Raw genomic sequence first — 23368 nt, 5'->3', positions numbered from 1 at the left:
CTCAGAGCGCGGCGGCGCCGTGCTCCCGGAGGGCCTGGTCGTACTGCTGGAGGACCCAGAGTTCGTTCTGCACGGCGGCCAGCTGGGCCGGGTCGCCGTGGGTGCCGAGGCGGGTGAGCTGGCTCGTGATGTCGCGGATGCGGCGTTCGACGGCGCGGCGGCGGACGGTGACCAACTGGGCGCCCGCGTAGGTCTCGTCGACGCCCTTCACGCCCTTGTGCAGCAGGATCGCCTCGACGGCCAGTTCCGTCACCATCGCGCGGACCGCGTCGTCCGGGGCGGCCTCACGGACCTTCACCAGGTAGTCCTGGGGGTCCGCGACGCCCAGTTCGGCGCCGCCGGCGTCCAGGATGGCCTGGCGTACGGCGGCGTAGGGCGGGGCGGTGAACTCGTCGACGCCGTACGCGTCGAAGGCCGGGGAGACCAGCTCGGGGCGCTGGAGGGCGAGTTTGAGCAGTTCGCGTTCGGTGGCGTAGACGGGGTTGCGCAGGTTGAGGGCCGGGCCGCGGGGGGCGGCGGACGGCTGGGCGGCGGCGTACTGCTGTGACCCGTGCTGGTGCCGGTCCGGGGCCGGGCCCTTGCCGCCGCGGTCGCGGGCCCAGCGGGCCAGCTGGGCCACGCGCTTGACCACGAACTGGGTGTCGAGGATGCCGAGCATGCCGGCGAGCTGGACGGCGACCTCGTGCTGGGCGCCGCTGTTCTTGATGCGGGCGACGATCGGAGCGGCCTCGTCCAGGGCGGCGGCGCGGCCGGCCGGGGTGTCGAGGTCGTAGCGGCTCACGATCTGGCGGAGGGCGAACTCGAAGAGCGGGGTGCGGGGTTCGACCAGGTCCGCCACTGCCTCGTCGCCCTTGGCCAGGCGCAGGTCACAGGGGTCCATGCCGTCGGGGGCGATGGCGATGTACGTCTCGGCGGCGAACTTCTGGTCGTCCTCGAACGCGCGCAGGGCGGCCTTCTGGCCGGCGGCGTCGCCGTCGAAGGTGAAGATGACGCGGGCCGAGCCGTTGTCCATCAGCAGGCGGCGGAGGATCTTGATGTGGTCGCCGCCGAAGGCCGTGCCGCAGGTGGCGATGGCGGTCGTCACCCCGGCCAGGTGGCAGGCCATCACGTCCGTGTAGCCCTCGACGACCACCGCGCGGCTCGTCTTCGCGATCTCCTTCTTCGCCAGGTCGATGCCGTAGAGGACCTGGGACTTCCGGTAGATCGCCGTGTCGGGAGTGTTGAGGTACTTGGGGCCGTTGTCCGCCTCGTACAGCTTGCGGGCGCCGAAGCCGACGACGTCGCCGCCGATGTCGCGGATGGGCCACATCAGGCGGCCGCGGAACCGGTCGATGGGGCCGCGGCGGCCCTCCTGGGCGAGGCCGGAGAGGATGAGTTCCTTGTCCGTGAAGCCCTTGCCGCGCAGGTAACGCGTGAGGTGGTCCCAGCCCTGGGGGCTGTAGCCGACGCCGAAGTGGACGGCGGCGGCCTGGTCGAAACCGCGCTCGGCGAGGAAGACCCGGCCGGTGTCGGCCTCGGGGGAGGTCGCGAGCTGTTCCGCGTACCACTCGGCCGCGATCTTGTGGGCCTCGACCAGGCGGATGCGTTCGCCGCGCTGGTGGGAGGGGTTGTACCCGCCCTCCTCGTAGCGCAGGGTGATGCCCGCCTGGCCGGCCAGGCGCTCGACCGCCTCCGAGAAGGAGAGGTGGTCGATCTTCATCACGAACGTGATGGTGTCGCCGCCCTCCTGGCAGCCGAAGCAGTGGAACAGTCCCTTGCTCGGGCTGACCTGGAAGGACGGTGACTTCTCGTCGTGGAACGGGCAGAGACCCTTGAGGTTGCCGCCGCCCGCGCCCCGCAGCTGGAGGTACTCGGACACCACGGCGTCGATCGGGACCGCGTCCCGTACCGCCTTCACGTCCTCGTCGTTGATCCGCCCAGCCACGGAGCGATTCTACGGGGCGGAACCGACACTCCCGACGGCTAGGAGGCGAGGCTGTCCAGCGGTGCGTGCGGGTCCGCCAGTGCCTCCGTGCTCACCCGGGCCTTCGACCGGATCAGCTGCTGGATCTTGTCTGTGACATCCCACACGTTCACGTTCATCCCGGCCAGCACCCGGCCCTCCTTCACCCAGAAGGCGATGAACTCGCGCCGGCTCGCGTCCCCCCGGATCACCACCTGATCGTACGTCCCCGGGGGCGCCCAGCCGGAGTACTCCATGCCGAGGTCGTACTGGTCGGAGAAGAAGTAGGGAACCCGGTCGTACGTCACGTCCCGGCCGAGCATGCAGCGGGCCGCCGCCGGGCCGCCGTTCAGCGCGTTGGCCCAGTGCTCCACCCGCAGGCTGGTCTCGAAGAGGGTGTGGTGGAAGGAGGCCACGTCGCCGGCCGCGTAGATGTCGGGGTCGGAGGTGCGCAGCCGCTCGTCGACCACGACGCCGCCGCCGCGCGCCCGGTCGGCGATCTCCAGCCCGGCCGCCTCGGCGAGGGCGACCCGCGGGGCCGCGCCGATCGCGGCCAGGACGTCGTGCGCCGGGTGTTCCTCGCCGTCGTCCGTGCGGGCCGCGAGGACCATGCCGTCCTGGCCGACGATCTCGGTGAGCCGGCTGCCGAAGTGGAAGCGGACGCCGTGGTCGCGGTGCAGGTCGGCGAAGAGCTGGCCGAGCTCGGGGCCGAGGACGTGGTGCAGCGGGGTCGGCCCGCGGTGGACCACGGTGACCTCCGCGCCGTACTCGCGGGCCGCCGCCGCGACCTCCAGGCCGATCCAGCCGGCGCCCGCGATCACGAGGTGGCCGTTGTCCCGCCCGAGATTGGTCAGTACGTGCTTGAGCCGCTCGGCGTGCGCGAGCCGGCGCAGGTGGTGGACGCCGGCCAGGTCCGTGCCCGGGATGTCGAGGCGGCGGGGCTCGGCGCCGGTCGCCAGGAGCAGCTTGTCGTAGCGGACGACGGTGCCGTCCTCGCCGAAGCGGACGGTCTTGGCCGCACGGTCGATCGCGTCGACGGTCTGGCCGAGGTGCAGCTCGATGTCGTTCGCCGCGTACCAGGCGGGCTCGTGCACGAAGACGCTGTCGCGTTCCTCCTTGCCGAGGAGGTAGCCCTTGGACAGCGGCGGACGCTCGTAGGGGTGGTCACGTTCGTCGCAGATCAGTATCACCCGGCCGGTGAAGCCCTCCGCCCGGAGCGTCTCGGCCGCCTTGGCGCCGGCGAGTCCGCCTCCGACGATGATGAATGTCTGATCCGCGTCGACCACTTGGTGCCTCCTCGTAAGGGTGTCGCCACTTGCGAGCGTCCCGCACGGAGCGTGATGCGGGAAGGGGGAGTGACCCGATCAGGCCACGGAGGGTCACGATCGGGCGTGCCGGGCTCCCCTGTTTCCCGTGTGCCGTCTGCTGTTTCCCGCCAGTTTCATGCGTGCCCCGTCAGACGGGCGTGAAGCGAACGGGCGGAGGTGTCGGTGAGGGAGGCGATCTGGTCGACGATCACCCGTTTGCGGGCCCGGTCGTCCGGCGCCCGGTCGAACAGCGCGCGGAACTGCGGGTCCAGGCCGTCCGGGGCGCGGGCGGTGAGCGCCTCGGCCAGTTCGGCGACGACGACGCGCTGGTCGGCGCGCAGGCGTTCCTGCTCGGCGCGCTGCATGACGTAGAGGTCGGCGACGGCCTTGAGGACGGCGCACTCCATCCGGGTCCCGCGCGGGACGACGAGTTCGGCGGCGTACCGGGTGAGCCGTCCGGTGCCGTACGCGGTGCGGGTCGCGGTCTCGGCGGCCAGGCAGAAGCGGCCGATGAGCTGGCTGGTGGCATCCTTCAGCCGGGCCTGGGCGACGGCGGTGCCGTCGTAGCCGTGCGGCCACCACTCCTGGGCGAGGAGCCGGTCCAGGGCCTCGGCGAGTTCGGCGGGGTCGGTGTCCGCCGGTACGTACCGGTCCCGGGCGACCTGGAAGACGTCCTGCCGTTCGGGTTCCGCGTGCAGGCAGTTCGGGTCGATGTGGCCGGCGTGCAGGCCGTCCTCCACGTCGTGCACCGAGTAGGCCACGTCGTCGGACCAGTCCATGACCTGCGCCTCGAAGCAGATGCGGGTGCCGGGGGCGTCCTTGCGGACCCAGTCGAAGACCGGGCGGTCGTCCTCGTAGACACCGAACTTGCGGGACGCCGGGTCGGTGGGGTGGGCGCCACGGGGCCAGGGGTACTTGGTGGCGGCGTCGAGGGCGGCGCGGGTGAGGTTGAGGCCGACGGAGCCTTCGGGGGTGAACCGTTTGGGCTCGATGCGGGTGAGGAGCCTGAGGGACTGGGCGTTGCCCTCGAAGCCGCCGCAGTCCGCCGCGAACTCGTTGAGGGCCTGTTCGCCGTTGTGGCCGAAGGGGGGGTGGCCGAGGTCGTGGGAGAGGCAGGCGGCTTCCACGAGGTCCGGGTCACAGCCGAGGGCCGCGCCCAGCTCGCGGCCGACCTGGGCGCATTCGAGGGAGTGGGTGAGGCGGGTGCGGGGGCTGGCGTCCCAGGCCGGGCCCATGGTGCCGGGCGTCACCACTTGGGTTTTGCCGGCGAGTCTTCTCAGGGCGGCGCTGTGCAGGACTCGGGCCCGGTCGCGCTGGAAGGCGGTGCGGCCGGGGCGCTTGTCTGGTTCCGGGGCCCAGCGGTCGACCGACGTCGGGTCGTAGGCCGGGGGGGTTTGTGAGGTGCCTGCCATGTGTCGACAGTACGGGCCCGGGTGTGCTGTGTGCCTGAGCGTTTGCCGGGTGCGGGTGTGTGGCGGGTGCGGGTTGAGTGTGGCTTGTCGCGCCCACGCGGCGGAGCCGCATATCGAATACAGCCCCGCGCCACCTTCAGGCCGATGCCAGTGCTGGTTCCTCGAAAGCCCGGGTTGCCAGGGCCTCGTCGTAGCGGTGCAGGAGGAGCCGGGCCATCGACGGGTGGGTGCCGAGGGGGGCCGCTGCGATCCAGGGGGCCGCTTGGGCGCACTCCGTGGCGAAGCGTCCGGGGGCCGTGAAGTAGGAGGCCAGGGCGATGCGGTGGCGGCCCCGCGCGATCAGGGTGCGCACGGCCGTCTGGACCGTCGGGGTCGCCGCGGAGGCGTAGGCGGGGATGACGGGGACGCCCAGGCGAGCGGCGAGCAGGTGGGCCGTGCGGCCGGTGTCCGTCTTGGCGTCCGGGTCGCGGGAGCCGGCGGCGGCGAGGATCACGGCGCTGGTGCGGCGGGTCGCCTCGTCCATGTGCGTGGGCCAGCCGGCCTCGGTCAGGCGGGCCTGGAGGGCGTCCACCAGGAGGGGGTGCGGGCCCAGGGGGGCCGCCAGGTGGGTGCGGGCCCCGGCGGCCGCGGCCATCTCCGGGATGTCCTGCTTGACGTGGTAGCCGCGGCTGAGGAGGAGGGGGACCAGGACCGCCTCCGTGTCTCCCAGGGCGGCGAGCGTGTCGGGGAGCAGGGGGGCGTTCAGTTCGATGTGCCCGAGGTGCACCGGCACGTCGGGGCGGAGCGCGCGGACGCGGTCCAGGAGCGCGCGGACGGTGCTCAGCGCACGGGGGTCGCGGCTGCCGTGCGCCACGACCACGAGAGCGGGCGGGGCCGGGCGGCGCGTGGCGGGCGGCGGGACGAGGCTGAGCTGGCTGGGCATGTCACCGATGGTCGCCGCCGCACGTTGCCTTCCCGTTGCGTGGGCGTCACGGGTGTTTTCCAGCGGTTCACGATGTGGGACAGGTTCGGTGTGAGGCGGCTTGACCTGGGGTTTCCGTGTAACGAGTGAAGCTGGTCACGCGTATCCGGATGAACCGGGCGGCCCGGGAGGACGTCCCTGACTGTCGAGGGGCCGACCTGGGGAGGGACCGTCCGATGCGTCGTGTGACGTTCCGCAGACCGCGGCTGCCGCGTACCCGGCGGGGGCAGCGGCGGCTGGTGCAGGCCGTGATGGCCGGGTGCGTGCTCGCGTTGCTGCCGGCGACCTGGATGTACGTGGTCGCGGGTGACCGGCTGCGGACGGCGGCGGACGTGCCGCGGACCGATGTGGCCGTGGTGTTCGGTGCCGGGCTGTGGGACGGGGAGCCGTCGCCGTACCTCGCGCACCGGCTGGACGCGGCGGCCGGGCTGTACCGCGAGGGGCGGGTCGAGGTGGTGCTCGTCACCGGGGACAACAGTCGCGAGGACTACGACGAGCCGGACGCGATGCGGGTGTACCTGACGCGGCACGGGGTGCCCGACGGGCGGATCGTCAGCGACTACGCGGGGTTCGACACCTGGGACTCCTGCGTGCGCGCGAAGAAGATCTTCGGCGTGGACGAGGCCGTGTTGATCAGCCAGGGCTTCCACATCCGGCGGGCGGTGGCGCTGTGTGAGGCGGCGGGTGTCGAGTCGTACGGGGTGGGCGTGGACGCCGTGCATGACGCGACCTGGTACTACGGGGGCGCCCGGGAGATCCTCGCCGCCGGGAAGGCCGCTCTGGACGCGGTGTTCCGGCCGGACCCCCGGTTCCTCGGCCCCCGGGAGCCAGGGGTGGAGCGGGCCTTGACCACGGCCGAACAGCCGCTCGGATGACGCGAACTGGGGGAAAGGAAAACGTGGCCGGGGGCGGGAGCGCGGCCGGCGCGCTGCGGGCGTCCCGCCCCCGGCTGTCCTGTGACCGTCAGCGTCCGTGGAAGCGCGGGGGGCGCTTCTCCAGGAACGCCGTCATCCCCTCCTTCTGGTCCTCGGTGGCGAACAGGGCGTGGAACACCCGCCGTTCGAAGCGGAGGCCGTCCCGCAGGCCCGACTCCAGGGCCCGGTCGACGCATTCGCGGGCCGCCCGGACCGCCGTACGGCCGTACGAGGCGATGGCCGCCGCCGCTTCCAGTGCCTCGGCGAGGACCCGGTCGTCGGGGACCACGCGGGAGACCAAGCCGCAGCGCTCGGCCTCCCGGGCGTCCATCGTGCGGCCGGTGAGCACCAGGTCCAGCGCCTTGGCCCGGCCCACCAGACGGGTCAGCCGCTGGGTTCCGCCGATGCCGGGTATCACGCCCAGCTTGATCTCCGGCTGGCCGAAGAGGGCCGACTCGCCCGCGACGACCAGATCGCACATCATGGCCAGCTCACAGCCGCCGCCGAGCGCGTAGCCGGCCACGGCGGCGATCTTCGGGGTGCGCAGGTCCGCGAAGTCCTCCCAGGCCGCGAAGTAGTCCTCGGACATCATGTCGACGGCCGACCTGCCGGCCATCTCCCGGATGTCCGCACCGGCCGCGAAGACCTTCTCCGAGCCGGTGACGACGAAGCAGCCCACCTCCGGGTCCTGGTCCAACGGGCCGAGGAGGCCGAGGAGTTCGGCGAGCAGCTCGGAGCTGAGCGCGTTCAGGGCGTGCGGGCGGTGCAGGCGGACGGTCACCACGCGGCCGTCCCGTTCGACTTTCAGGTGGTTCATCCTGGCTCCCTGGACGTTGGGTTAGGAATCCCAGATCGCGCCGTACGCCGGAACGCCGCGCCGTTCCAGACCGTGCACCACCTGCCAGGTCAGCCGCTTGTTGGAGATGCAGATGACCGCCTCCGCACCGAAGTCGCGGTACGCGGCGTGGGCGAGGCGCACCATGTCGGGCTTGCCGTGCCGGGAGGTGTCCCAGACCAGGGCGTGCGGCTGGACGGCGAGGATCTCGTCGACGAGGGCGTCGCCGTAGGTGGCGCGGGGGTCGCGGGTCGCCCAGACCAGGCGCGAGGGGACCTCCGCGGCGAGCAGGTGGGGCAGGCAGGGGCCGATGCCGCTGCCGGTCGCGACGTAGACCACTTTTCTGAACAGGACCTCGATGTTGGCGACTCCGGCCGTGGTGATGCCCTTCACCCACACCCGCGAGGGCAGGTCGTCGATGAAGGAGCCGGTCCAGTCACCGGCGCGGGAGATGGTGAGCCGGAAGCCGGAGCGGCCGGGGGCGGGCACGTTGGCGAAGGAGTGCCACTCCGTCAGCGGGCTGCGGCTGATCGCGGTGGAGGAGCCGGCGAAGGGGGTCTCGCCGTAGTCGAAGCGGGCCAGCGCGACGTGCGGCGACGGACGTTCGACGCGGACGTCCACCTTGCGCAGCCGCAGCCAGGGCAGGGCCACGCTGAAGGTGACGACGGCGAGGACCGCGAGCGGCACCGGTCCCTGGCCGGACAGCAGGGTGTGGGTCCAGAACAGCGTGAGGGCGCTCCAGCCGCCGAAGCGGTGGATCTTCTCGAACCGGTCGTGGTGGCGGGAGCGGAAGGGCGGCAGCGCGGTGGCGACGATCAGGGCGAGCAGGGCCACCAGGGTCCAGCTCACCGTGATCAGCGGCAGGTCCGTTCCGGCGCGGGTCACCGCGACCGTCAGGGCCAGGAACCAGGCCGCCCCGGCCAGCGCCCCGCCCACGTGCAGCCCGCCGAAGTGGTACACCTTGCCGAGCGTCCAGCGGACCTTCAGCGGCCAGCTCACCGGGGCCGAAGTCGCCAGCCGGAACAAGAGGTTGATGACGTACTGCTGGCGCACGAGGACGGCGAGGGCGAGGTTGGCGAGGGCGGCGTGCCCGAGGGTGGGCGTGGCCAGGGGCCGCGCGGCCCACAGGAACGCCGCGTTGGCCAGGAGGACCAGGGCCGCGAGGCGGTTGTAGTGCATCAGGCGGGGGTGCTTGAGCAGGCGGCGGGGGGCGGGCAGGAGCGGCGGGAGCTCGCCCGTGTCCTGGCGCGTCCGGGCCGGGGACGTGGTCATCGGGCCACCGCCAGGCGCTGTTCGAGCATGCTCAGCAGGGCCTGTTTGTCGACCTTGCCGCGGTCGGTCTCGGGGAGGAACGCCAGGGGCAGGACCTGCTCGGGGACGCAGTAGTACGGCAGGGCCTCCGCGACCGCGCGGCGGGCCGTGTCGGGGTCGATGTCGGCGGGGCAGACGAAGGACACCAGGGTGCGGGCGTCGCGCTTCAGGGTGACGGCGCGGGTGCAGCCGGCGGCCGTCTCCAGGACGGCGGAGACGGAGTCCAGCTCGACGCGGAAGCCGCGCACCTTGACCTGGTCGTCGGTGCGACCGAGGTGCTCCAGCTCGCCGCCGGGGGTCCAGCGGCCGAGGTCCCGGGTGCGGAACATGCGGCGGTCGCCGCCGAGGAAGGGGTCGGGGGCGTAGCGCTCGGCGTTGAGGGCGTCGTCGCCGAGGTAGCCGGCGGAGACGCAGTCGCCGCCCGCCCACATCTCGCCGGGCTCGCCGACGGGCACCGGGCGCCGGTCGGCGTCGAGGACGTAGACCGTGTTGTTGGGGGTGGGGCGGCCGATGGTGAGCAGCGGGGCGGCCGGGTCGTGGCGGCTCATCGTGTTGACGATCGTGGTCTCCGTCGGGCCGCAGCAGTTGTGGAAGACGGCCCGCCGGGCCCAGCGGTCGGCCAGCGGGCGCGGGCAGGGCTCCCCCGCCACGGCGACCGTGCGCACGCGCGGGCAGCCGGCGGGGTCGAGGCCCGACAGCACGGTCGGGGTGGCGATCAGCACGTCGGCGGTGCGGGCCGCCGCGGCGATGTCCTTGCCGCGGATGACGAGGGTGCCGCCGTGGGTGAGGCAGCCGAGGATCTCCCAGGCCGCCATGTCGAAGGCGATGTTGAGGAGCTGGGCGACCCGGTCGCCGGGGCGGATGCCGAGGCCGCCCGGCTCGGTGAGCAGGAGGTTGGCGACGTTGCGGTGGGTGACCTTCACGCCGTTGGGGCGGCCGGTGGTGCCGGAGGTGAACAGGACGTAAGCGCCGTCCTCGCCGGTGACGCGCGGGCGCGGGGCCGGGGCGTACGGCAGCGGCTCGTCGAGCGCGAGCAGCAGGTGGCCGTCCGGCAGCGGTACCCGGTGGGCGTGTTCGGCGACGGTGAGGACGACCCGGGTGCGGGCGGTGCGGATGACGTGGGTGAGCTGGGCCGGGGGCGCGAGGCCGATGTCCTGCGGGACGTAGGCGGCGCCGGCCTTCAGGATGCCGAGCAGGCCGACGAGCATCGGGATCGAGCGGCGGACGAACAGGCCGACGTGGTCGCCGGGGCGTACGCCCTCGCGGACGAGGCGGGCGGCGAGGGCGTCGGCGTACCGGTCCAGCTCGCCGTAGGTGAGGTGCGCGCCCTGGTGCTCGGCGGCCACGGCGTGCGGGGTGGCCGCGGCGTGCCGGGCGACGGCGTGGTGCAGGAGGGGGTCGGGGACGGGGACGGTGGGGCCCCGGCCGTACTGCCGGAACAGCTGCCGGTCACGGGGGGTCAGATGGCGCAGAGGCATGGTCGGTTGGCCTCCTGGCTGTTTCGAGTGTCGGATGGCCACACGCGGCGGAGCCGCAGGTGGATGCTGCCGTGAGCGGCGGGCATGCCCGGGTGTCGAACGCCGTACGGAGTCGTGCGAGCGCTGCGCGTAGCGAGAGCGTAGTGCGGCTGCTTCAACACTCAACTAGGTCGGATCAGCCAAGAAAGGAGAGCAATGAGCCACATGTGACGTTTTTGGTCGCACAGGCAACGTCCGTGCCGGTCGGCGGCGACCTGAAGGTGGGCAGGCGTGTGCCTCACGCCGGTGGGGCGGTGGCGGGGAGGTTGCCGTCCCTGCCGCGTAACAGGGAACCGTCCCGGGCGTAACACGGTGGAAGCAGGCTGAACGGTATGCAGACCACCGCCACGCCCACGCACTGCCCGTACTGCGCCTTGCAGTGCGGGATGAACCTGACGCCCGCGCCCGACGGGACCGTCGAGGTGAGCGAGCGTACGGACTTCCCGGTGAACCGGGGGGCACTGTGCGGCAAGGGCCGTACGGCGCCGGCCGTGCTGGCCTCGAACGTGCGCCTGACCTCGCCGTTGGTGCGCGAGCAGGGCGCTCTGGTGCCGGCCTCCTGGGACGAGGCGCTGGACCGGATCGCCGAGGGGCTGCGCCGGACGCGCGCGGAGTACGGGCCGGACGGGGTCGGCGTGTTCGGCGGGGGCGGCCTGACGAACGAGAAGGCGTACACGCTCGGCAAGTTCGCGCGGGTCGTGCTCGGCACGTCCCAGATCGACTACAACGGCCGCTTCTGCATGTCGTCGGCCGCGGCGGCCGGTATCAAGGCGTTCGGCCTCGACCGAGGGCTGCCCTTCCCACTGGAGGACATCCCCAGGACGGGCTGCGTGATCCTCGTCGGCTCGAACCTCGCGGAGACCATGCCGCCGTCCCTGCGTTTCCTCACCGAGCTGAAGGAGAACGGCGGCACGCTGATCGTCATCGACCCGCGCCGCACCAGGACCGCCGAGCAGGCGGACCTGCACCTGGCGCCCCGGCCGGGCACTGACCTGGCGCTCGCCCTGGGTCTGCTGCACCTGGTGATCGCCGAGGGACGAGTGGACGAGGAGTACGTCCAGGAGCGGACCGTGGGCTGGGAGGACGCCAGGGCCGCGGCGATGGCGCACTGGCCGGAGTACGTGGAGCGGATCACGGGGGTGTCCGTTCCCGAACTGCGGGAGACGGTACGGATGTTCTGCGAGCCCGAGTCGGCGATGGTGCTCACCGCGCGCGGGCCCGAGCAGCAGTCCAAGGGCACCGACACGGTGGGCGCGTGGATCAACCTGTGCCTGGCGACCGGCCGGGCGGGCCGCCCGCTGTCCGGGTACGGCTGCCTGACCGGGCAGGGCAACGGGCAGGGCGGCCGCGAACACGGGCAGAAGGCCGACCAGCTGCCGGGCTACCGCAAGCTGGACGACCCGGCGGCGCGGCGGCATGTCGCCGAGGTGTGGGGCGTGGACCCCGACTCGCTGCCCGGCCCGGGGCGCAGTGCGTACGAGCTGCTGGACGCGCTGGGCACGGACGTCAGGTCGCTGCTGCTGATGGCGTCCAACCCGGTGGTGTCGGCGCCGCGTGCCGCGCACATCGAGGAGCGCATCAAGTCCCTGGACTTCCTGGCCGTCTGTGACGTGGTCCTGTCGGAGACGGCAGCGCTCGCGGACGTGGTCCTGCCGGTCACCCAGTGGGCCGAGGAGACGGGCACGACGACCAACCTGGAGGGCAGGGTCCTGCTCCGCCGCCAGGCCATCACCCCGCCCGACGGCGTCCGCAGCGACCTGGAGGTCCTCCACGAACTGGCCGCCCGCCTGGGCGTGGAGAAGGGCTTCCCGACCGACCCGGAGGAGATCTTCGAGGAACTCCGCCGAGCGAGCGCGGGCGGCCCCGCGGACTACTCGGGGATCACGTATCGCAGGCTGGTCGAGGAGAACGGGGTGTTCTGGCCGTGCCCGGCGGTGGAGCCGGAGGGCCTGACGGGGGCCGAGGACGGGGCGGGCGGCCCCGGGGCGCAAGGGAGCGCGCCGGGCCGCCCGGCCTCCACCGACGACAGGCCGGCCGCCACGGGAGACACGCCGGCCGCCACCGGGGACACGGCGGACCCTGCCCACCCCGGCACCCCGCGCCTCTTCCTCGACCGTTTCGCCACCCCCGACGGACGCGCCCGCTTCGTCCCCGTCTCGCACCGGGCGATCGCCGAGGAACCGGATGACGAGTACCCGGTGCTGCTCACCACGGGGCGGGTCGTGGCGCAGTACCAGTCCGGGGCGCAGACCCGGCGGGTGGCGGAGCTGAACGCCGCCGCGCCCGGGCCGTTCGTGGAGTTGCACCCGCGGCTCGCGGCCCGGCTCGGGGCGGCCGAGGGCGATCCGGTGGCCGTCGTGTCCCGGCGGGGCCGGGCCGTGGCGCCCGCCAGGATCACCAACACCATCCGCCCCGACACCGTCTTCATGCCGTTCCACTGGCCGGGCGAGGGCCGCGCCAACTCCCTCACCAACCCGGCGCTCGACCCGACCTCCCGGATGCCGGAGTTCAAGGCGTGCGCGGTGCGACTGGAGGCGGTGCGGCCCTAGGCTTTCCTGTCCGTGCCGGTGCGGCTCAGCCCACGTTGACCGCGCTCCAGGCCGCCGCCACGGCCTTCCGCTCCGTGCTGTCGCTGCCGTAGAGGTCCTTCGCCGCGTTCAGGGTCGCCGTACGGGCCCCCGCGTAGTCCGTCGAGGACGTCATGTAGACCGTCAGGGCGCGGTACCAGATCTTGCCCAGCTTGGCCCGGCCGATGCCCTTCACCGCGGAGCCGTCGCAGGTCGGGGAGGTGTGGGCGACGCCGTTGATCGTCTTCGCGCCGCTGCCCTCCGCGAGGAGGTACGCGAAGTGGTTGCCGACGCCCGAGGAGTAGTGCACGTCGAGGTCGGCCAGCCCCTCGCTCCAGCAGTCGGCGGACTTCCCGTCCGTCGACGGCTTGTCCATGCGGCGCAGGGCCTCCCGGCCGAGCCCGGAGCGCACGACCTTCTCGCCGATCAGCCAGTCACCCGGATCCTTCGCGTTGTCCGCGTAGAACTCCACCAGCGTGCCGAAGATGTCCGACGTGGCCTCGTTCAGGCCGCCGGACTCGCCCGAGTACGTCAGCGCCGCCGTCTTCGACGTCACGCCGTGGGACATCTCGTGCCCGGCCACGTCCAGCGACACCAGCGGTCCGAGCTGCTTGCCGTCGCCGTCGCCGTACGTCATGCAGAAGCAGTTGTCGTCCCAGAAGGCGTTGTTGTAGTCCTTGCCGTAGTGGACGCGGTTGAACGAGCCCTTGCCGTCGCCGGCGATGCCGTTGCGCCCGTGCGCGTTCTTGAAGTAGTCCCAGGTGACGTCCGTGCCGTACTGGGCGTCCACCGCGACCGTCGCGCGGTCGGAGGCCTGACCCGTGGCCCAGTGGTTGTCGGCGTCCGAGAAGACGGTCGCGGGGGCCCGGTTCAGGCACACGGTCAGCAGGCACAGGTCCGTCTTGTTCGCGGCGTCGCCCGTATAGGTGCCGCCCCGCGTCGCGTCCTTCAGCTGGTACGACGACCCGGACTTCGTCGTCTCCAGCGGAACCGTTCCGCCGTAGAGGGACTTGCCGTCGCCCGACGCCGACTCCAGGGTGTCCCAGGCGTCGATCCGGTCGCCGGTCGTCGCGTCGGTCAGCACCGTGCGCCCGACCGGGTTGCCGAGCCCGTCGTGCGCCACCGCGTCGGTCTGCCAGGCCAGCTTCGGGGCGCCGTGCAGGGCGTCGACGACCAGCCGCGGCCGGGCGGTCAGCTTCTTCAGGGTCTCGCCGAGGTGCGCGGCGCGCAGCAGGCTCGCGGCGAGGTCGGCGGCCTTCGGGGCGCTCACCTTCGGGGTGACGCTCTTGAGGGAGAGCGCGGACTTCGTGGCCCGGCTCGTGCCGCGGTAGCTGCCGTCCGGGTGCAGATGGAGGACGAAGTCACCGCCCAGGACCGGGAGCCGGTGGTACGTGCGGTCGTAGCGGACGTGCCGGGTGCCGTCCTCGTCGACGACCACGTCCCGGACCTTGGTCTCCTGGGCCGAGGTGAGGCCCAGTTCGGCGGCCCGGTCGGCGAGGACCGTCTCGGCACTGTCGATCGCGTCGGACCGGGTCGGCCGGTCCTCCGCCAGGGCGTTCGGCGAGAGCGCGGCGGCCAGCAGGGCGGCGGTGCCGGTGACGGCCGCCCCCGCGACGGCGAGACGGGACCCCCGGACGTGACGTATCCGACTCATCGGTCTCCTCATACGGGCGCACCCGGTCGCGTGGGGTCGACCGGGTGCGGCGTTGATGTTGACCGCGAGTTAAGGCGGCCCGGACATGTCATGTCCATAGGCCCGGTGTGGAGGTGTGTGAGGGTGGAGAATCGTTCCTGTGACCCTCCCCTTCTTCGTCTACGGCACCCTCCGCCCCGGCGAGGTCAACCACGACCTCTTCCTGCGCGGCCGCACCCGCTCCGAGGTACCGGGACGGCTCTCCGGCGCGGTGCTGTACGAGGGGCCGGGCTATCCCTACGCGGTCGAGGAGCCGGGCGGCGGGGTCGTGTGCGGGGAGCTGGTGACCGCACACCCTCAGACGTACGCGGAGCTGCTCGCCGAGCTGGACCGGCTGGAGGACTACGTGCCGGGCGACCCGCGCAGCCTGTACGAACGCGTCGAGCGGAAGGTCGTGCGCGACGCGGACGGAGCGGTTGTCCGGGCCTGGGTGTACGTCGCCGCGCCCGCCGTCGCCGCCCGGCTCCGGACCAGCGGGAGGCCGATCGCGGGCGGTGACTGGCGGGCGCGGGGGTGACAGGGGGCGGGCAGGGGTGAGGGCGGGCGGGCTCAGCCCGCGTACGGCCGCTTCGCCCGGGCCTCGCGCAACGCCAGGCCCCACCACACCAGTTGGTCCAGCATGGCCTTGGCCGCCGCGTCCGGGCCGGACGGGTCGTGCAGGGTGCCCGCGTCGTCGAAGGACGCGCCGGCGTTGTGGAAGGAGACGGTGTCGCGGACCGTCACGGCGTGCAGCTCGGCGAAGACCTGCCGGAGGTGCTCGACGGCGCGCAGGCCGCCGGCCAGTCCGCCGTAGGAGACGAGGGCGACGGGCTTGGCCCGCCACTCGCCGAAGTGCCAGTCGACGAGGTTCTTCAGGCCCGCCGGGAAGGAGTGGTTGTACTCGGGGGTGAGGACCACGAAGGCGTCCGCGCGGGCCAGCTTCGGGGTGACGCCGGACAGCGCGGCGGTCGCCTCGGGGGTCGGCTCGAAGGACGTCGGCAGGTCGACGTCGACGACGTCCACGACCTCGGCGACCAGGTCGTCCCGGCCTTGGAGGTGGTCGAGGAGCCAGCCGGCGACGACCGGGCCGAAGCGGCCGTGACGGTTGCTGCCGACGACGAGGGTCACCCGGAGGGGCTCGGTCGCGGGCGGGTCGGGGACGGGTGCGTTCGTAACGGCTGTGTTCATGCGGCACAGCCTCATACCTCAACCTTTCTTGAGGTCAAGGGCGGATGCGCGCGGCGTCCGGGTCACCCGTTCACACGCGCGCCCCGCGCTTTTCCGCGACCGGTCCGCCGACAGCCCGTGACCTGCCCAAACACCGACGAACGCCACCCCGCCCACCTCCCCCTGACACCCATTCACCCCAATTCTGACGCTCCATCAGAAAGCGGGGTCGTCTCGCTGCCCGTTACCTCGGAAGGGCAGGTGCACGAACGAACAGCTCGAAGGAGCACCGATGCGACGTACCGCCCGGCCGCTGACCGGCACCGCGCTCGCCGTCGCCGCCGCGGCCCTCGCCGCCGCCCCCGCGTACGGCGCGTCCGCCGGTGACGTGGAGGTGTACCCGTCCTCGGTCGTCCCGGGCGGACAGGTCACGGTGCGCACGGCGGCCTGCGGCGACGGCGGCACGGCGACGGGTGACGCCAGCGCGGTCGGGGCCGGTCCCCTCAGCCTCGCGCCGGGCCCGCACGAGCAGGACGCGACCGGGCGGTTCCGGGTGCCGCCGAGCGCGCAGCCGGGGACGTACGAGATCACGGCGACGTGCACCGGGAGCGGTCGGCGGATCACCGGTGACCTGGTCGTCACGTTGACGGCCGGGCACCAGCAGGTCCATCCCAGAGGGAGTGTGAAGACGGGGGTCGGCGGCGCACTGGGCCCCGATCCCGTGCAGACCGCGGCCGGTGTGGCGGCCCTCGCCGTCGCCGCCGCGGGCGGTACCTGGCTCCTGCATCGCCGGGCGAGAGGCGACGGGATCTGACGGACACCCTCCGCTGTCCGTCGCCGGTACCGCATGTCCCCTCCCCCTCCGGGTCCGACGCCCCTCGCGGCCCGGAGGGGGGTACGGGGCGGTCCCAGGACAGGAGCCCGGGGTCTGCTGTCTGCTGGGTCGAGGGCCGAGAACGGGACGACTGTCGGGGATCAGGAAAGGGTCGGCCATGCGCAGGTTCCCCAGGTACGGCACCAGGTCCGGCAACCCGGCCAACGCCGCCATGGCGGCCGTCACGGTGTTCGCCCTGTGCTCCGGGGCGTGGCTGCTGCGCAACGGCGCCGAGACGCACGCCCCGCCGCAGCCCTCCGCCGCGCAGGCCCGAGCCGGGCAGGACGGGCAGGACGGCCGGGCCGGTGAGCGGCCCGCCGTGCCCGCGCTGCCGCCCTCGCCGCCCGACCGCATCCGCATCCCGGCGATCCGGGTGAACGCGCCCCTGACCGGGCTGGGCCTGACGAGGACCGGCAGCCTCGACGTACCGCCCGCCGCGCGGAGGAACCTCGCCGGCTGGTACGAGGCCGGCACCACGCCCGGCGAACAGGGCACCGCCATCGTCGCAGGCCACGTCGACAACGCCGACGGCCCCGCGGTCTTCTACGACCTCGGCGCCCTGGCCAAGGGCGCCACGATCGAGGTGGACCGGCGGGACGGCGGCGTCGCGGTGTTCACCGTGGACGCCGTCGAGGCGTACGCGGCGAAGGACTTCCCCGACGAGAAGGTCTACGGCGCCGCCCGCCGCCCCGAGCTGCGGGTCATCACCTGCGGCGGCGGCTACTCACGCGGCTCCGGGTACCAGGGGAACGTCGTCGTCTTCGCGCATCTGACCGGCAGCCGGTGACCCTCCCAGCACGTTGGCCTTCCCCCAGGCCCCCAGCGGTTCCAGTGCCTCGTTCAGGGAGACGCCCCGGGGGGTCAGCGAGTACTCCACCCGGGGCGGCACCTCGTCGTACGCCTCGCGGTGCACCAGGCCGTCGGCCTCCATCTCCCGCAGGTGCGAGGCCAGCACCTTCTCGGTGATCCCCGGCAGCTCGCGGCGCAGCTCGCCGAAGCGGCAGGGCCGCTCGTGCAGCGCCCAGAGGATCAGCACCTTCCACTTGCCGCCGATCACGTCCATCGCCGCGTCGATCCCGCAGACGTACGACCCCGGCCGCCGCCCCCTCGTCCCCATCCCCGAGCCCTCCCCTTCCGCTGCCTGCACGCTTCCCCCGGGGTAACCGCCCACTTCGAAGTACGTACTTGAGCGGTCGCACCCCTGGGACGAGCCTAAACGCCATGACCGACAACCCAGTTGATTCCCGCACCCCTCTCACCCTCCTCGGCACCGGCGACATGGGCACCGCCCTGGCACGCGCCTGGCTCGCCGCAGGACACCCGGTGACCGTCTGGAACCGCACGGCCTCCCGCGCCGAGGCCCTCGCCGCCGAAGGCGCCACCGTTGCCCGGACCGCCGCTGAGGCGGTGGCCGCGAACCGGCTCGTGGTCGCGTGTCTGCTCGACGACGCCTCCGTGGGCGAGGCCCTCGACGGGGCCGACCTCACCGGCCGGGACCTGGTGAACCTGACCACCGGCACCCCGGGCCAGGGCCGTGCGCGCGCCGCCTGGGCCGAAGCGCGCGGCGCCCGCTTCCTGGACGGCGGGATCATGGCCGTCCCGCCGATGATCGGGGTCCCGGAGTCCGGCGGATACGTCTTCTACAGCGGCTCCCCCGAGCTGTTCGCCGAGCACCGCGACACCCTCGCCGTCCCGGCCGGCACCCGGTACGTCGGGGCCGACCCGGGCTTCGCCGCGCTGCACGACGTGGCGTTGCTGAGCGCGATGAACGGCATGTTCGCGGGCGTCATGCACGCCTTCGCGCTGATCCGCCCGGAGGACATCGCCCCGAAGGACTTCGCGCCGCTGCTCTTCGGCTGGCTCACCGCGATGGCCCCGGCCGTCCACCAGACCGCCGACCAGCTGGAGAGCGGCGACTACACCAAGGGCGTCGTCTCCAACCTCGCGATGCAGGCGGCGGGCATCCCCACGTTCCTGCGCACGGCCGAGGAACAGCACGTCAGCCCCGAGCTGCTGACGCCGTACCTGGAGCTGATGGAGAAGCGGGTGGCCCAGGGGCACGGGGACGAGGACGGGACGGGGATGATCGAACTGCTGAAGAAGGAGGGGTCACACTGAGGTCTGCGGGCGTGTAGTCCGGTTTCTTCGCTGGCCCGAGACAACTAGGTGGGCTCCTTGGACGAGGAAAGTCGGCGGGAAGGTGCGAGCCTCGAGGTCGACCGCGTCATGCGCATCCTGCTGGACCAGATCGCCGGCGGCATTTTCCCACCCGGGTCACGGCTTCCGCCCCAACGCGAAACGGCCAAGGAATTCGGCGTTGCGCGCGACACGGTGCAGCGTGCGCTCAGGAAGCTGGCCGACGAGGGGTACATCCAGTCCCGGCAGGGCAGCGGAACCCGCGTCCTGCGGCCGCCGCGGGGAGAAGAACGATGGACCAGGCCGGGCCTACTCCGTGGGTCGCTGGGCCAGCTCGTCCAGGATGCCTTCAGGGTCGCCGAGGGCGGCGTGCCGCCTGCCTCGATCCGCGTGCGTGTGCTGTGCATGGGCGGCGACGGGGGCAGCCCTGACATCGAGGAACTTCGGCACCTGTTGGAGGACACGGCGAGGCGCGACCACAGCGAGGTGGAGTTCGAGCTCCGGACGTCCACGTCCCAGCCCCCACGGAGGTGTATCTGATCAACGAACGGACCGTGCTCGCGTCCTACTTCCACGTGCCCGGGCCGAGTCCGAACCCGCTGCACCCGCTGCCCGAGGACCGGGTGGCGGAGACCCGGGGCTGGTTCGAGTCATGGTGGGACCTGCTCGGAGGGACTCAGACCGACCGGCAATAGGCGCTGCGGAGGTGGCCCGGACGGCAGAACGGGCATGGGTCCCCGCGGTCATGGAGCTCTACGCTCGGAAGCCCTCGCTTGTCAACGCACCAGGGGGAGGAAGAGCGTGTCGACGATCTCTTCGAGAACCTGGTCGGGTACGGCGGCGAAGGTGGTCAGGAGCTCGTGGCGAAGCAGGTCGAACGGCAGGGTCTTGATGCGTTCGGTGAGGTGCTCCGCCTTGACTTCCCCGCGGTCGACGGCACGGTTGTAGATCGTGTCGATGGCTTGCCCCCGTCCGGTCTCGGAGGGATCGAGCAGTTCGCTGGGGCTGGTCCCGGTCGCCTGGTGGTAGTCGGCCAGGTACACGCTCATGACGGTGACGAGCTGGACGCGGGTGGCGTTGATCTTCCGCATGAGGGTCAGGACGTCCTCGCGGAGGCTTCCGGTGTCGGGAACGGCCAGGACGTTCTTGTGCAGGATGTGGACGAGGGTCGCCCGGACGAGTGCGTCGCGGTCGGGCCAGCGGCGGTAGAGGACCGGGGGGCTGGTGCCGGCGCGTTTGACGACGGCGTCCATGGTGAACCTGGCGTAGCCGGTGGCCGTGAGCTCGTCCCAGGCCGCGTCCAGCAGGGCATTCTCCAGGGCCGCTCCGCGGCGCCGTTCGGGCATCGCCACTCCTCCAATTAGATAGATTTGCCTATCTTAGGGTAGCGCCGTAGCCTGAGCTCCATAAGATAGAGCGCATTATCTTAAGGAGGGCGTCCATGAAAGCCAGCGGTACCCAGTCACCACCCGTCCCCGGTTCCGACCGGGTCGACCCGGCCTTGCGGCGCCTGACCTACACGTTGATCGTCGGCGCGCTCGCCGTCATCTTCGACACCACGATCATGAGCGTCGCCATCGACAGCCTCGTCGGGCAACTGCACACCTCGCTCGCCACCATCCAGTGGGTGACCACCGCCTACCTGCTGGCCCTGTCCGCCACGATGCCGACCGTCGGCTGGGCCCAGTCGGTCCTGGGCGGCAAGCGGCTGTGGATCCTCGCCCTGGGCCTGTTCCTCGCCGGATCGATGCTGTGCGCCGCGGCGTGGAACGCCCCGAGCCTGATCGCATTCCGCGTTCTCCAGGGCATCGGCGGCGGCATCATGATGGTGCTGATGGCCACGCTGGCCATGCAGGCCGCCGGGGGCCGCAACATCGGCAAGGTCATGTCGCTGATCACCGTGCCCACCGCCCTGGGCCCGGTCGTCGGCCCGGTGATCGGCGGCGTCATCCTGCACCTGGGCGACTGGCGCTGGATCTTCCTGTTCAACATCCCCTTCTGCCTCGTCGGCGCCTACCTGGCCTGGCGCAACCTGCCCGAAGACGGGCCTCGCCCCGGGACCACCCCCCGCCTGGACCTCGTGGGCACGCTCCTGCTCTCACCCGGCATCGCCGCCGTCATCTACGGCCTGACGCAGCTCGGCGGACCCGACTCGTTCATCGGCATCAGGGCCGGGCTGCCCCTGCTCGCCGGAGTCGTCCTGCTCACCGGCTACCTCGCCTGGGCCCTTCGGCGCGGAGCCGACGCCCTGCTCGACATCCGCCTGCTCCGCCACCGGGCCCTGGCCTCGTCCACGGCGCTGCTGCTACTGGCCGGAGCCGCCCTCTACGGGGCCATGCTGCTCATGCCGCTGTACTGGCAGCAGGTCCGGGGAGAATCCGCTCTGGGCGCCGCGATCCTGCTCATCCCGCAGGGTGTGGGCACCTTGTTGTCCCGTTCGCTGGCCGGCAAGTACATGGACCGCATCGGGGCGCGCCCGGTCGCCGTCATCGCCTTCGCCGTCACCTTCGCAGCCACCATGCCGTTCGGCTTCGTCACTGCCACCATGGACAACTCCATGCTGATGGCCGTGCTGTTCGTCCGCGGCCTCGGGCTGGGCGCGGCCATGATCGCCCTGATGGGCGGCGCTTTCGTCGGACTGCGACGCCAGGAGATCCCGGCTGCCGCCAGCATCAGCCGCGTCGCCCAGCAGATCGGTGGCTCCATCGGCACCGCGATCCTCGTCATGATCCTGCAGCACGCCACCGCCGGCACCCACACCCGGGCCGCGCTGGCCTCGGGATTCGGCGACGCCTTCTGGTGGGCCGCCGTGTTCACCGCCGCAGCGGTGCCGCTCTGCCTCCTGCTGCCGCGCCGAGCCGACCCCGAACGCCAAGACCAAGAGACCACTCCTGACGCACCATCCACCGAAGTCTGAGCTACCCAGGCACCGCCGAGCCTGATGTACACGAAAGTTCGAGGGTCAGCCGTGTCCCTCGGTTGGGAATCGCTTCTCAATGATCACGAAGGACAGCCGTGCCCGCGGTGCCGTCTTGCCGTTCGAACCCCTCTGGGACCCATGGGCCGAACTCCTGCCCACACGACCGGAGGTCACTCTGAACCACCCGCTCGGCCGCCACCGCCGTAGGGTCCCCGACCGGACCGTGTTCGAGCATGTGGTCCTCGCGCTGGTCCACGGCTCGGGCTACGAGCGTCTTTCCAGCCCCGGATACTCGGACCGCACCATCCGTCGAAGACTCGATGAGTGGGCGAAACAAGGCATCTCCGAGGCCGTCCACGCTCTCGCGCTCCAAGCCTACGACCGCATGATCGGTCTGGAGCTGTCCGAGATATCCGTCAACGGCTGCATCACCAAGGCCCCGTGCGGCGGCGAAGGTGCGGACCGTTCCCCGGTCGACCGCGAGAAACAGGGCCTGAAGCGCTCTATCGCTACCGAGGCCCACGGCATCCCGCTCGGCCTGGTCGCCGCCGGGGCAAGCCGCCACGACTCGCCTCTCCTCGGGCCGACCCTCGAAGCCGCCATCGGGCAGATCGGCCCCCTGCCCGAGGGCGTGAACGTCAACCTCGACGGTGGCTACGACAACACCAAGTCCCGTGATCTGCCACGAGTTGGGCTTCACCGGCGAGGTCGCCCGCAAGGGAGTGCCCGTGCCGATCCAGGTCGGCAAGCGGTGGGCCGTGGAACGGCCACACTCATGGATGAACGGCTACGGCAAGCTGCGGCGCTGTACCGACAGGAACGGCGCTGTCGTGGGGTCCTGCCTCTACCTGGCCGCCGCACTCGTCACGCTCCGCATGGTGATCCGCCACGCCACCACGCGCTACCGGTGGGACGGCCGCCCCACCACACGCCGTCTCAAGTGATCCATTTGCCGGTCGGTCTTAAGCAACCCACTGCTCGTACGCCAGGTTCCCCACCAGGGCGAACACCACCGTCAGCAGCACGATCCGCACGAAACCGCTGCCCTGCTTCAGGGCGGTGTGGGCGCCCAGGGTGCCGCCCGCCAGGTTGAACACGGCCATCAGGGCGGCCAGTTGCCACAGGACCGCGCCCTGCCAGGCGAAGGTGGCGAGGGCGCCCGCGTTGGTGCAGCAGTTGACGATCTTGGCGGTGGCCGAGGCGCTGACGAGGTCCAGGTGGAGCACGGCGGTGAGGGCGAGGACCAGGAAGGTGCCGGTGCCGGGGCCGATGAGACCGTCGTAGAAGCCGATGCCGAGGCCGGCGAGGCCGATCGCCGCGAGGATCCGGCGCCGGGTGACCGGGCCGGTCGCGGGGGCCGTGCCGAAGGCGGGCCGCAGGATCACGAACGCGGCGACCCCGAGCAGCACCACCATGATCACCGGCTTGAGGACGTCGGTGCTCATCCCGGCCGCGAAGAAGGCCCCGGCGGACGATCCGGCGAGCGCGGCCAGTCCGATGCGCACCGCCGTCCGGACGTCCACCGGGGTCTTGCGGGCGTAGGTGACCGCCGCGCCCGTCGTGCCCACGATGGCGACCGCCTTGTTGGTGCCCAGGGCGTGCGCGGCGGGCGTGTGCGACGGCAGCCCGAGCAGCAGCACCGGCAGCAGCAGGAGCCCGCCGCCACCGACCACGGCGTCGATCCACCCGGCGGCGAGAGCCGCGACGCAGAGCACGGCGATCATGGTCAGAGATATGTCGGGCATGATCGGGAGCGTATGCGACGGGCGGGCGACGGCCGTGCGGCGCTTCCCTCACAGCCCGCCGTCACCGCACTCCAGGAACCCTCACACC

21 protein-coding genes and 1 pseudogene are annotated in these 23368 nt (G+C 72.2%); 10 read left to right on the top strand and 12 right to left on the bottom strand.

The window, feature by feature from the left end:
- Window position 1: 1 nt before the first annotated feature.
- From dnaG to SCNRRL3882_RS27920, 4 genes are all read right to left on the bottom strand, one after another.
- Window positions 2-1924 (bottom strand): DNA primase, encoded by a 1923-nt coding sequence (gene dnaG, locus SCNRRL3882_RS27935; protein WP_010042247.1) that lies wholly within the window; start codon window positions 1922-1924, stop codon window positions 2-4.
- Window positions 1925-1962: 38 nt separating this feature from the next.
- On the bottom strand, window positions 1963-3228 hold the full coding sequence (locus SCNRRL3882_RS27930) for an NAD(P)/FAD-dependent oxidoreductase (RefSeq protein WP_010042245.1): 1266 nt from the start codon (window positions 3226-3228) through the stop codon (window positions 1963-1965).
- A 155-nt stretch (window positions 3229-3383) separates the two neighbouring features.
- Window positions 3384-4661: a deoxyguanosinetriphosphate triphosphohydrolase gene (locus tag SCNRRL3882_RS27925; RefSeq protein WP_029181343.1), complete on the bottom strand. Its 1278-nt coding sequence runs from the start codon at window positions 4659-4661 to the stop codon at window positions 3384-3386.
- A 136-nt stretch (window positions 4662-4797) separates the two neighbouring features.
- A complete protein-coding gene (locus tag SCNRRL3882_RS27920) occupies window positions 4798-5583 on the bottom strand; it encodes a sirohydrochlorin chelatase (protein WP_010042239.1) in 786 nt (261 codons plus the stop codon).
- 215 nt (window positions 5584-5798) lie between these two features.
- Here SCNRRL3882_RS27920 and SCNRRL3882_RS27915 point away from each other — a divergent pair, with 215 nt between their 5' ends.
- Window positions 5799-6497 (top strand): SanA/YdcF family protein, encoded by a 699-nt coding sequence (locus SCNRRL3882_RS27915; RefSeq protein WP_010042237.1) that lies wholly within the window; start codon window positions 5799-5801, stop codon window positions 6495-6497.
- Between the two features lie 88 nt (window positions 6498-6585).
- Here the strand turns inward: SCNRRL3882_RS27915 and SCNRRL3882_RS27910 are convergent, their stop codons facing one another.
- Genes SCNRRL3882_RS27910 through SCNRRL3882_RS27900 form a run of 3 tightly spaced genes read right to left on the bottom strand, consistent with a single transcriptional unit; the run spans window position 6586 to window position 10160 of the window.
- Window positions 6586-7353: an enoyl-CoA hydratase-related protein gene (locus SCNRRL3882_RS27910; RefSeq protein ID WP_010042235.1), complete on the bottom strand. Its 768-nt coding sequence runs from the start codon at window positions 7351-7353 to the stop codon at window positions 6586-6588.
- 21 nt (window positions 7354-7374) lie between these two features.
- Window positions 7375-8643: a membrane protein gene (locus SCNRRL3882_RS27905; RefSeq protein WP_010042233.1), complete on the bottom strand. Its 1269-nt coding sequence runs from the start codon at window positions 8641-8643 to the stop codon at window positions 7375-7377.
- On the bottom strand, window positions 8640-10160 hold the full coding sequence (locus tag SCNRRL3882_RS27900) for an amino acid adenylation domain-containing protein (protein ID WP_010042231.1): 1521 nt from the start codon (window positions 10158-10160) through the stop codon (window positions 8640-8642). Before SCNRRL3882_RS27900 ends, SCNRRL3882_RS27905 begins: the two co-directional genes overlap by 4 nt.
- A 371-nt stretch (window positions 10161-10531) precedes the next feature.
- Here SCNRRL3882_RS27900 and SCNRRL3882_RS27895 point away from each other — a divergent pair, with 371 nt between their 5' ends.
- Window positions 10532-12748: a molybdopterin oxidoreductase family protein gene (locus SCNRRL3882_RS27895; protein ID WP_010042228.1), complete on the top strand. Its 2217-nt coding sequence runs from the start codon at window positions 10532-10534 to the stop codon at window positions 12746-12748.
- A 25-nt stretch (window positions 12749-12773) separates the two neighbouring features.
- Here the strand turns inward: SCNRRL3882_RS27895 and SCNRRL3882_RS27890 are convergent, their stop codons facing one another.
- On the bottom strand, window positions 12774-14420 hold the full coding sequence (locus SCNRRL3882_RS27890; RefSeq protein ID WP_010042225.1) for a M4 family metallopeptidase: 1647 nt from the start codon (window positions 14418-14420) through the stop codon (window positions 12774-12776).
- Window positions 14421-14559: 139 nt separating this feature from the next.
- Between SCNRRL3882_RS27890 and SCNRRL3882_RS27885 the strand changes: the two genes are divergently transcribed.
- Entirely contained in the window at window positions 14560-14976 is a 417-nt protein-coding gene (locus SCNRRL3882_RS27885) for a gamma-glutamylcyclotransferase family protein (RefSeq protein WP_010042223.1), read from the top strand.
- 32 nt (window positions 14977-15008) lie between these two features.
- Here SCNRRL3882_RS27885 and SCNRRL3882_RS27880 read toward each other — a convergent pair whose 3' ends face one another.
- Window positions 15009-15626, bottom strand: a complete 618-nt coding sequence (locus SCNRRL3882_RS27880) for an NADPH-dependent FMN reductase (protein ID WP_050810265.1) — start codon at window positions 15624-15626, stop codon at window positions 15009-15011.
- Window positions 15627-15897: 271 nt separating this feature from the next.
- Between SCNRRL3882_RS27880 and SCNRRL3882_RS27875 the strand changes: the two genes are divergently transcribed.
- Window positions 15898-16419 (top strand): hypothetical protein, encoded by a 522-nt coding sequence (locus SCNRRL3882_RS27875; protein ID WP_010042221.1) that lies wholly within the window; start codon window positions 15898-15900, stop codon window positions 16417-16419.
- Window positions 16420-16597: 178 nt separating this feature from the next.
- The gene (locus SCNRRL3882_RS27870; RefSeq protein ID WP_010042220.1) at window positions 16598-17266 is read left to right on the top strand and encodes a class F sortase; all 669 of its coding nucleotides are present in this window, start codon (window positions 16598-16600) and stop codon (window positions 17264-17266) included.
- Here SCNRRL3882_RS27870 and SCNRRL3882_RS27865 read toward each other — a convergent pair.
- Window positions 17204-17596, bottom strand: a complete 393-nt coding sequence (locus SCNRRL3882_RS27865) for a winged helix-turn-helix transcriptional regulator (protein WP_010042219.1) — start codon at window positions 17594-17596, stop codon at window positions 17204-17206. The genes SCNRRL3882_RS27870 and SCNRRL3882_RS27865 overlap by 63 nt on opposite strands.
- A 104-nt stretch (window positions 17597-17700) precedes the next feature.
- On the opposite strand from SCNRRL3882_RS27865, the gene SCNRRL3882_RS27860 reads away from it, so the two are divergent.
- The 3 genes from SCNRRL3882_RS27860 to SCNRRL3882_RS40885 are packed head-to-tail and all read left to right on the top strand — an operon-like array spanning window position 17701 to window position 19310.
- The gene (locus tag SCNRRL3882_RS27860; protein ID WP_010042217.1) at window positions 17701-18597 is read left to right on the top strand and encodes an NAD(P)-dependent oxidoreductase; all 897 of its coding nucleotides are present in this window, start codon (window positions 17701-17703) and stop codon (window positions 18595-18597) included.
- 57 nt (window positions 18598-18654) lie between these two features.
- The gene (locus tag SCNRRL3882_RS27855; RefSeq protein WP_231911182.1) at window positions 18655-19155 is read left to right on the top strand and encodes a GntR family transcriptional regulator; all 501 of its coding nucleotides are present in this window, start codon (window positions 18655-18657) and stop codon (window positions 19153-19155) included.
- Window positions 19146-19310, top strand: coding sequence for a hypothetical protein (locus tag SCNRRL3882_RS40885; protein ID WP_158688422.1), 165 nt, complete (start codon window positions 19146-19148; stop codon window positions 19308-19310). Before SCNRRL3882_RS27855 ends, SCNRRL3882_RS40885 begins: the two co-directional genes overlap by 10 nt.
- Before the next feature lie 81 nt (window positions 19311-19391).
- Here the strand turns inward: SCNRRL3882_RS40885 and SCNRRL3882_RS27850 are convergent, their stop codons facing one another.
- A complete protein-coding gene (locus tag SCNRRL3882_RS27850; RefSeq protein WP_010042215.1) occupies window positions 19392-19961 on the bottom strand; it encodes a TetR/AcrR family transcriptional regulator in 570 nt (189 codons plus the stop codon).
- Window positions 19962-20056: 95 nt separating this feature from the next.
- Between SCNRRL3882_RS27850 and SCNRRL3882_RS27845 the strand changes: the two genes are divergently transcribed.
- Window positions 20057-21532: an MDR family MFS transporter gene (locus SCNRRL3882_RS27845; RefSeq protein ID WP_010042214.1), complete on the top strand. Its 1476-nt coding sequence runs from the start codon at window positions 20057-20059 to the stop codon at window positions 21530-21532.
- 98 nt (window positions 21533-21630) lie between these two features.
- A pseudogene (locus SCNRRL3882_RS27840) lies at window positions 21631-22479 on the top strand (IS5 family transposase).
- Between the two features lie 18 nt (window positions 22480-22497).
- Here SCNRRL3882_RS27840 and SCNRRL3882_RS27835 read toward each other — a convergent pair.
- Window positions 22498-23280, bottom strand: coding sequence for a sulfite exporter TauE/SafE family protein (locus tag SCNRRL3882_RS27835; RefSeq protein WP_029181340.1), 783 nt, complete (start codon window positions 23278-23280; stop codon window positions 22498-22500).
- Window positions 23281-23368: the final 88 nt, after the last annotated feature.

The sequence above is a fragment of the Streptomyces chartreusis NRRL 3882 genome, assembly GCF_900236475.1.
GTDB classification, from domain to species: domain Bacteria; phylum Actinomycetota; class Actinomycetes; order Streptomycetales; family Streptomycetaceae; genus Streptomyces; species Streptomyces chartreusis_D.
The sequence above is the reverse complement of the archived record's forward strand: the minus strand, read 5'-3'. Positions and strand labels throughout refer to the sequence as shown.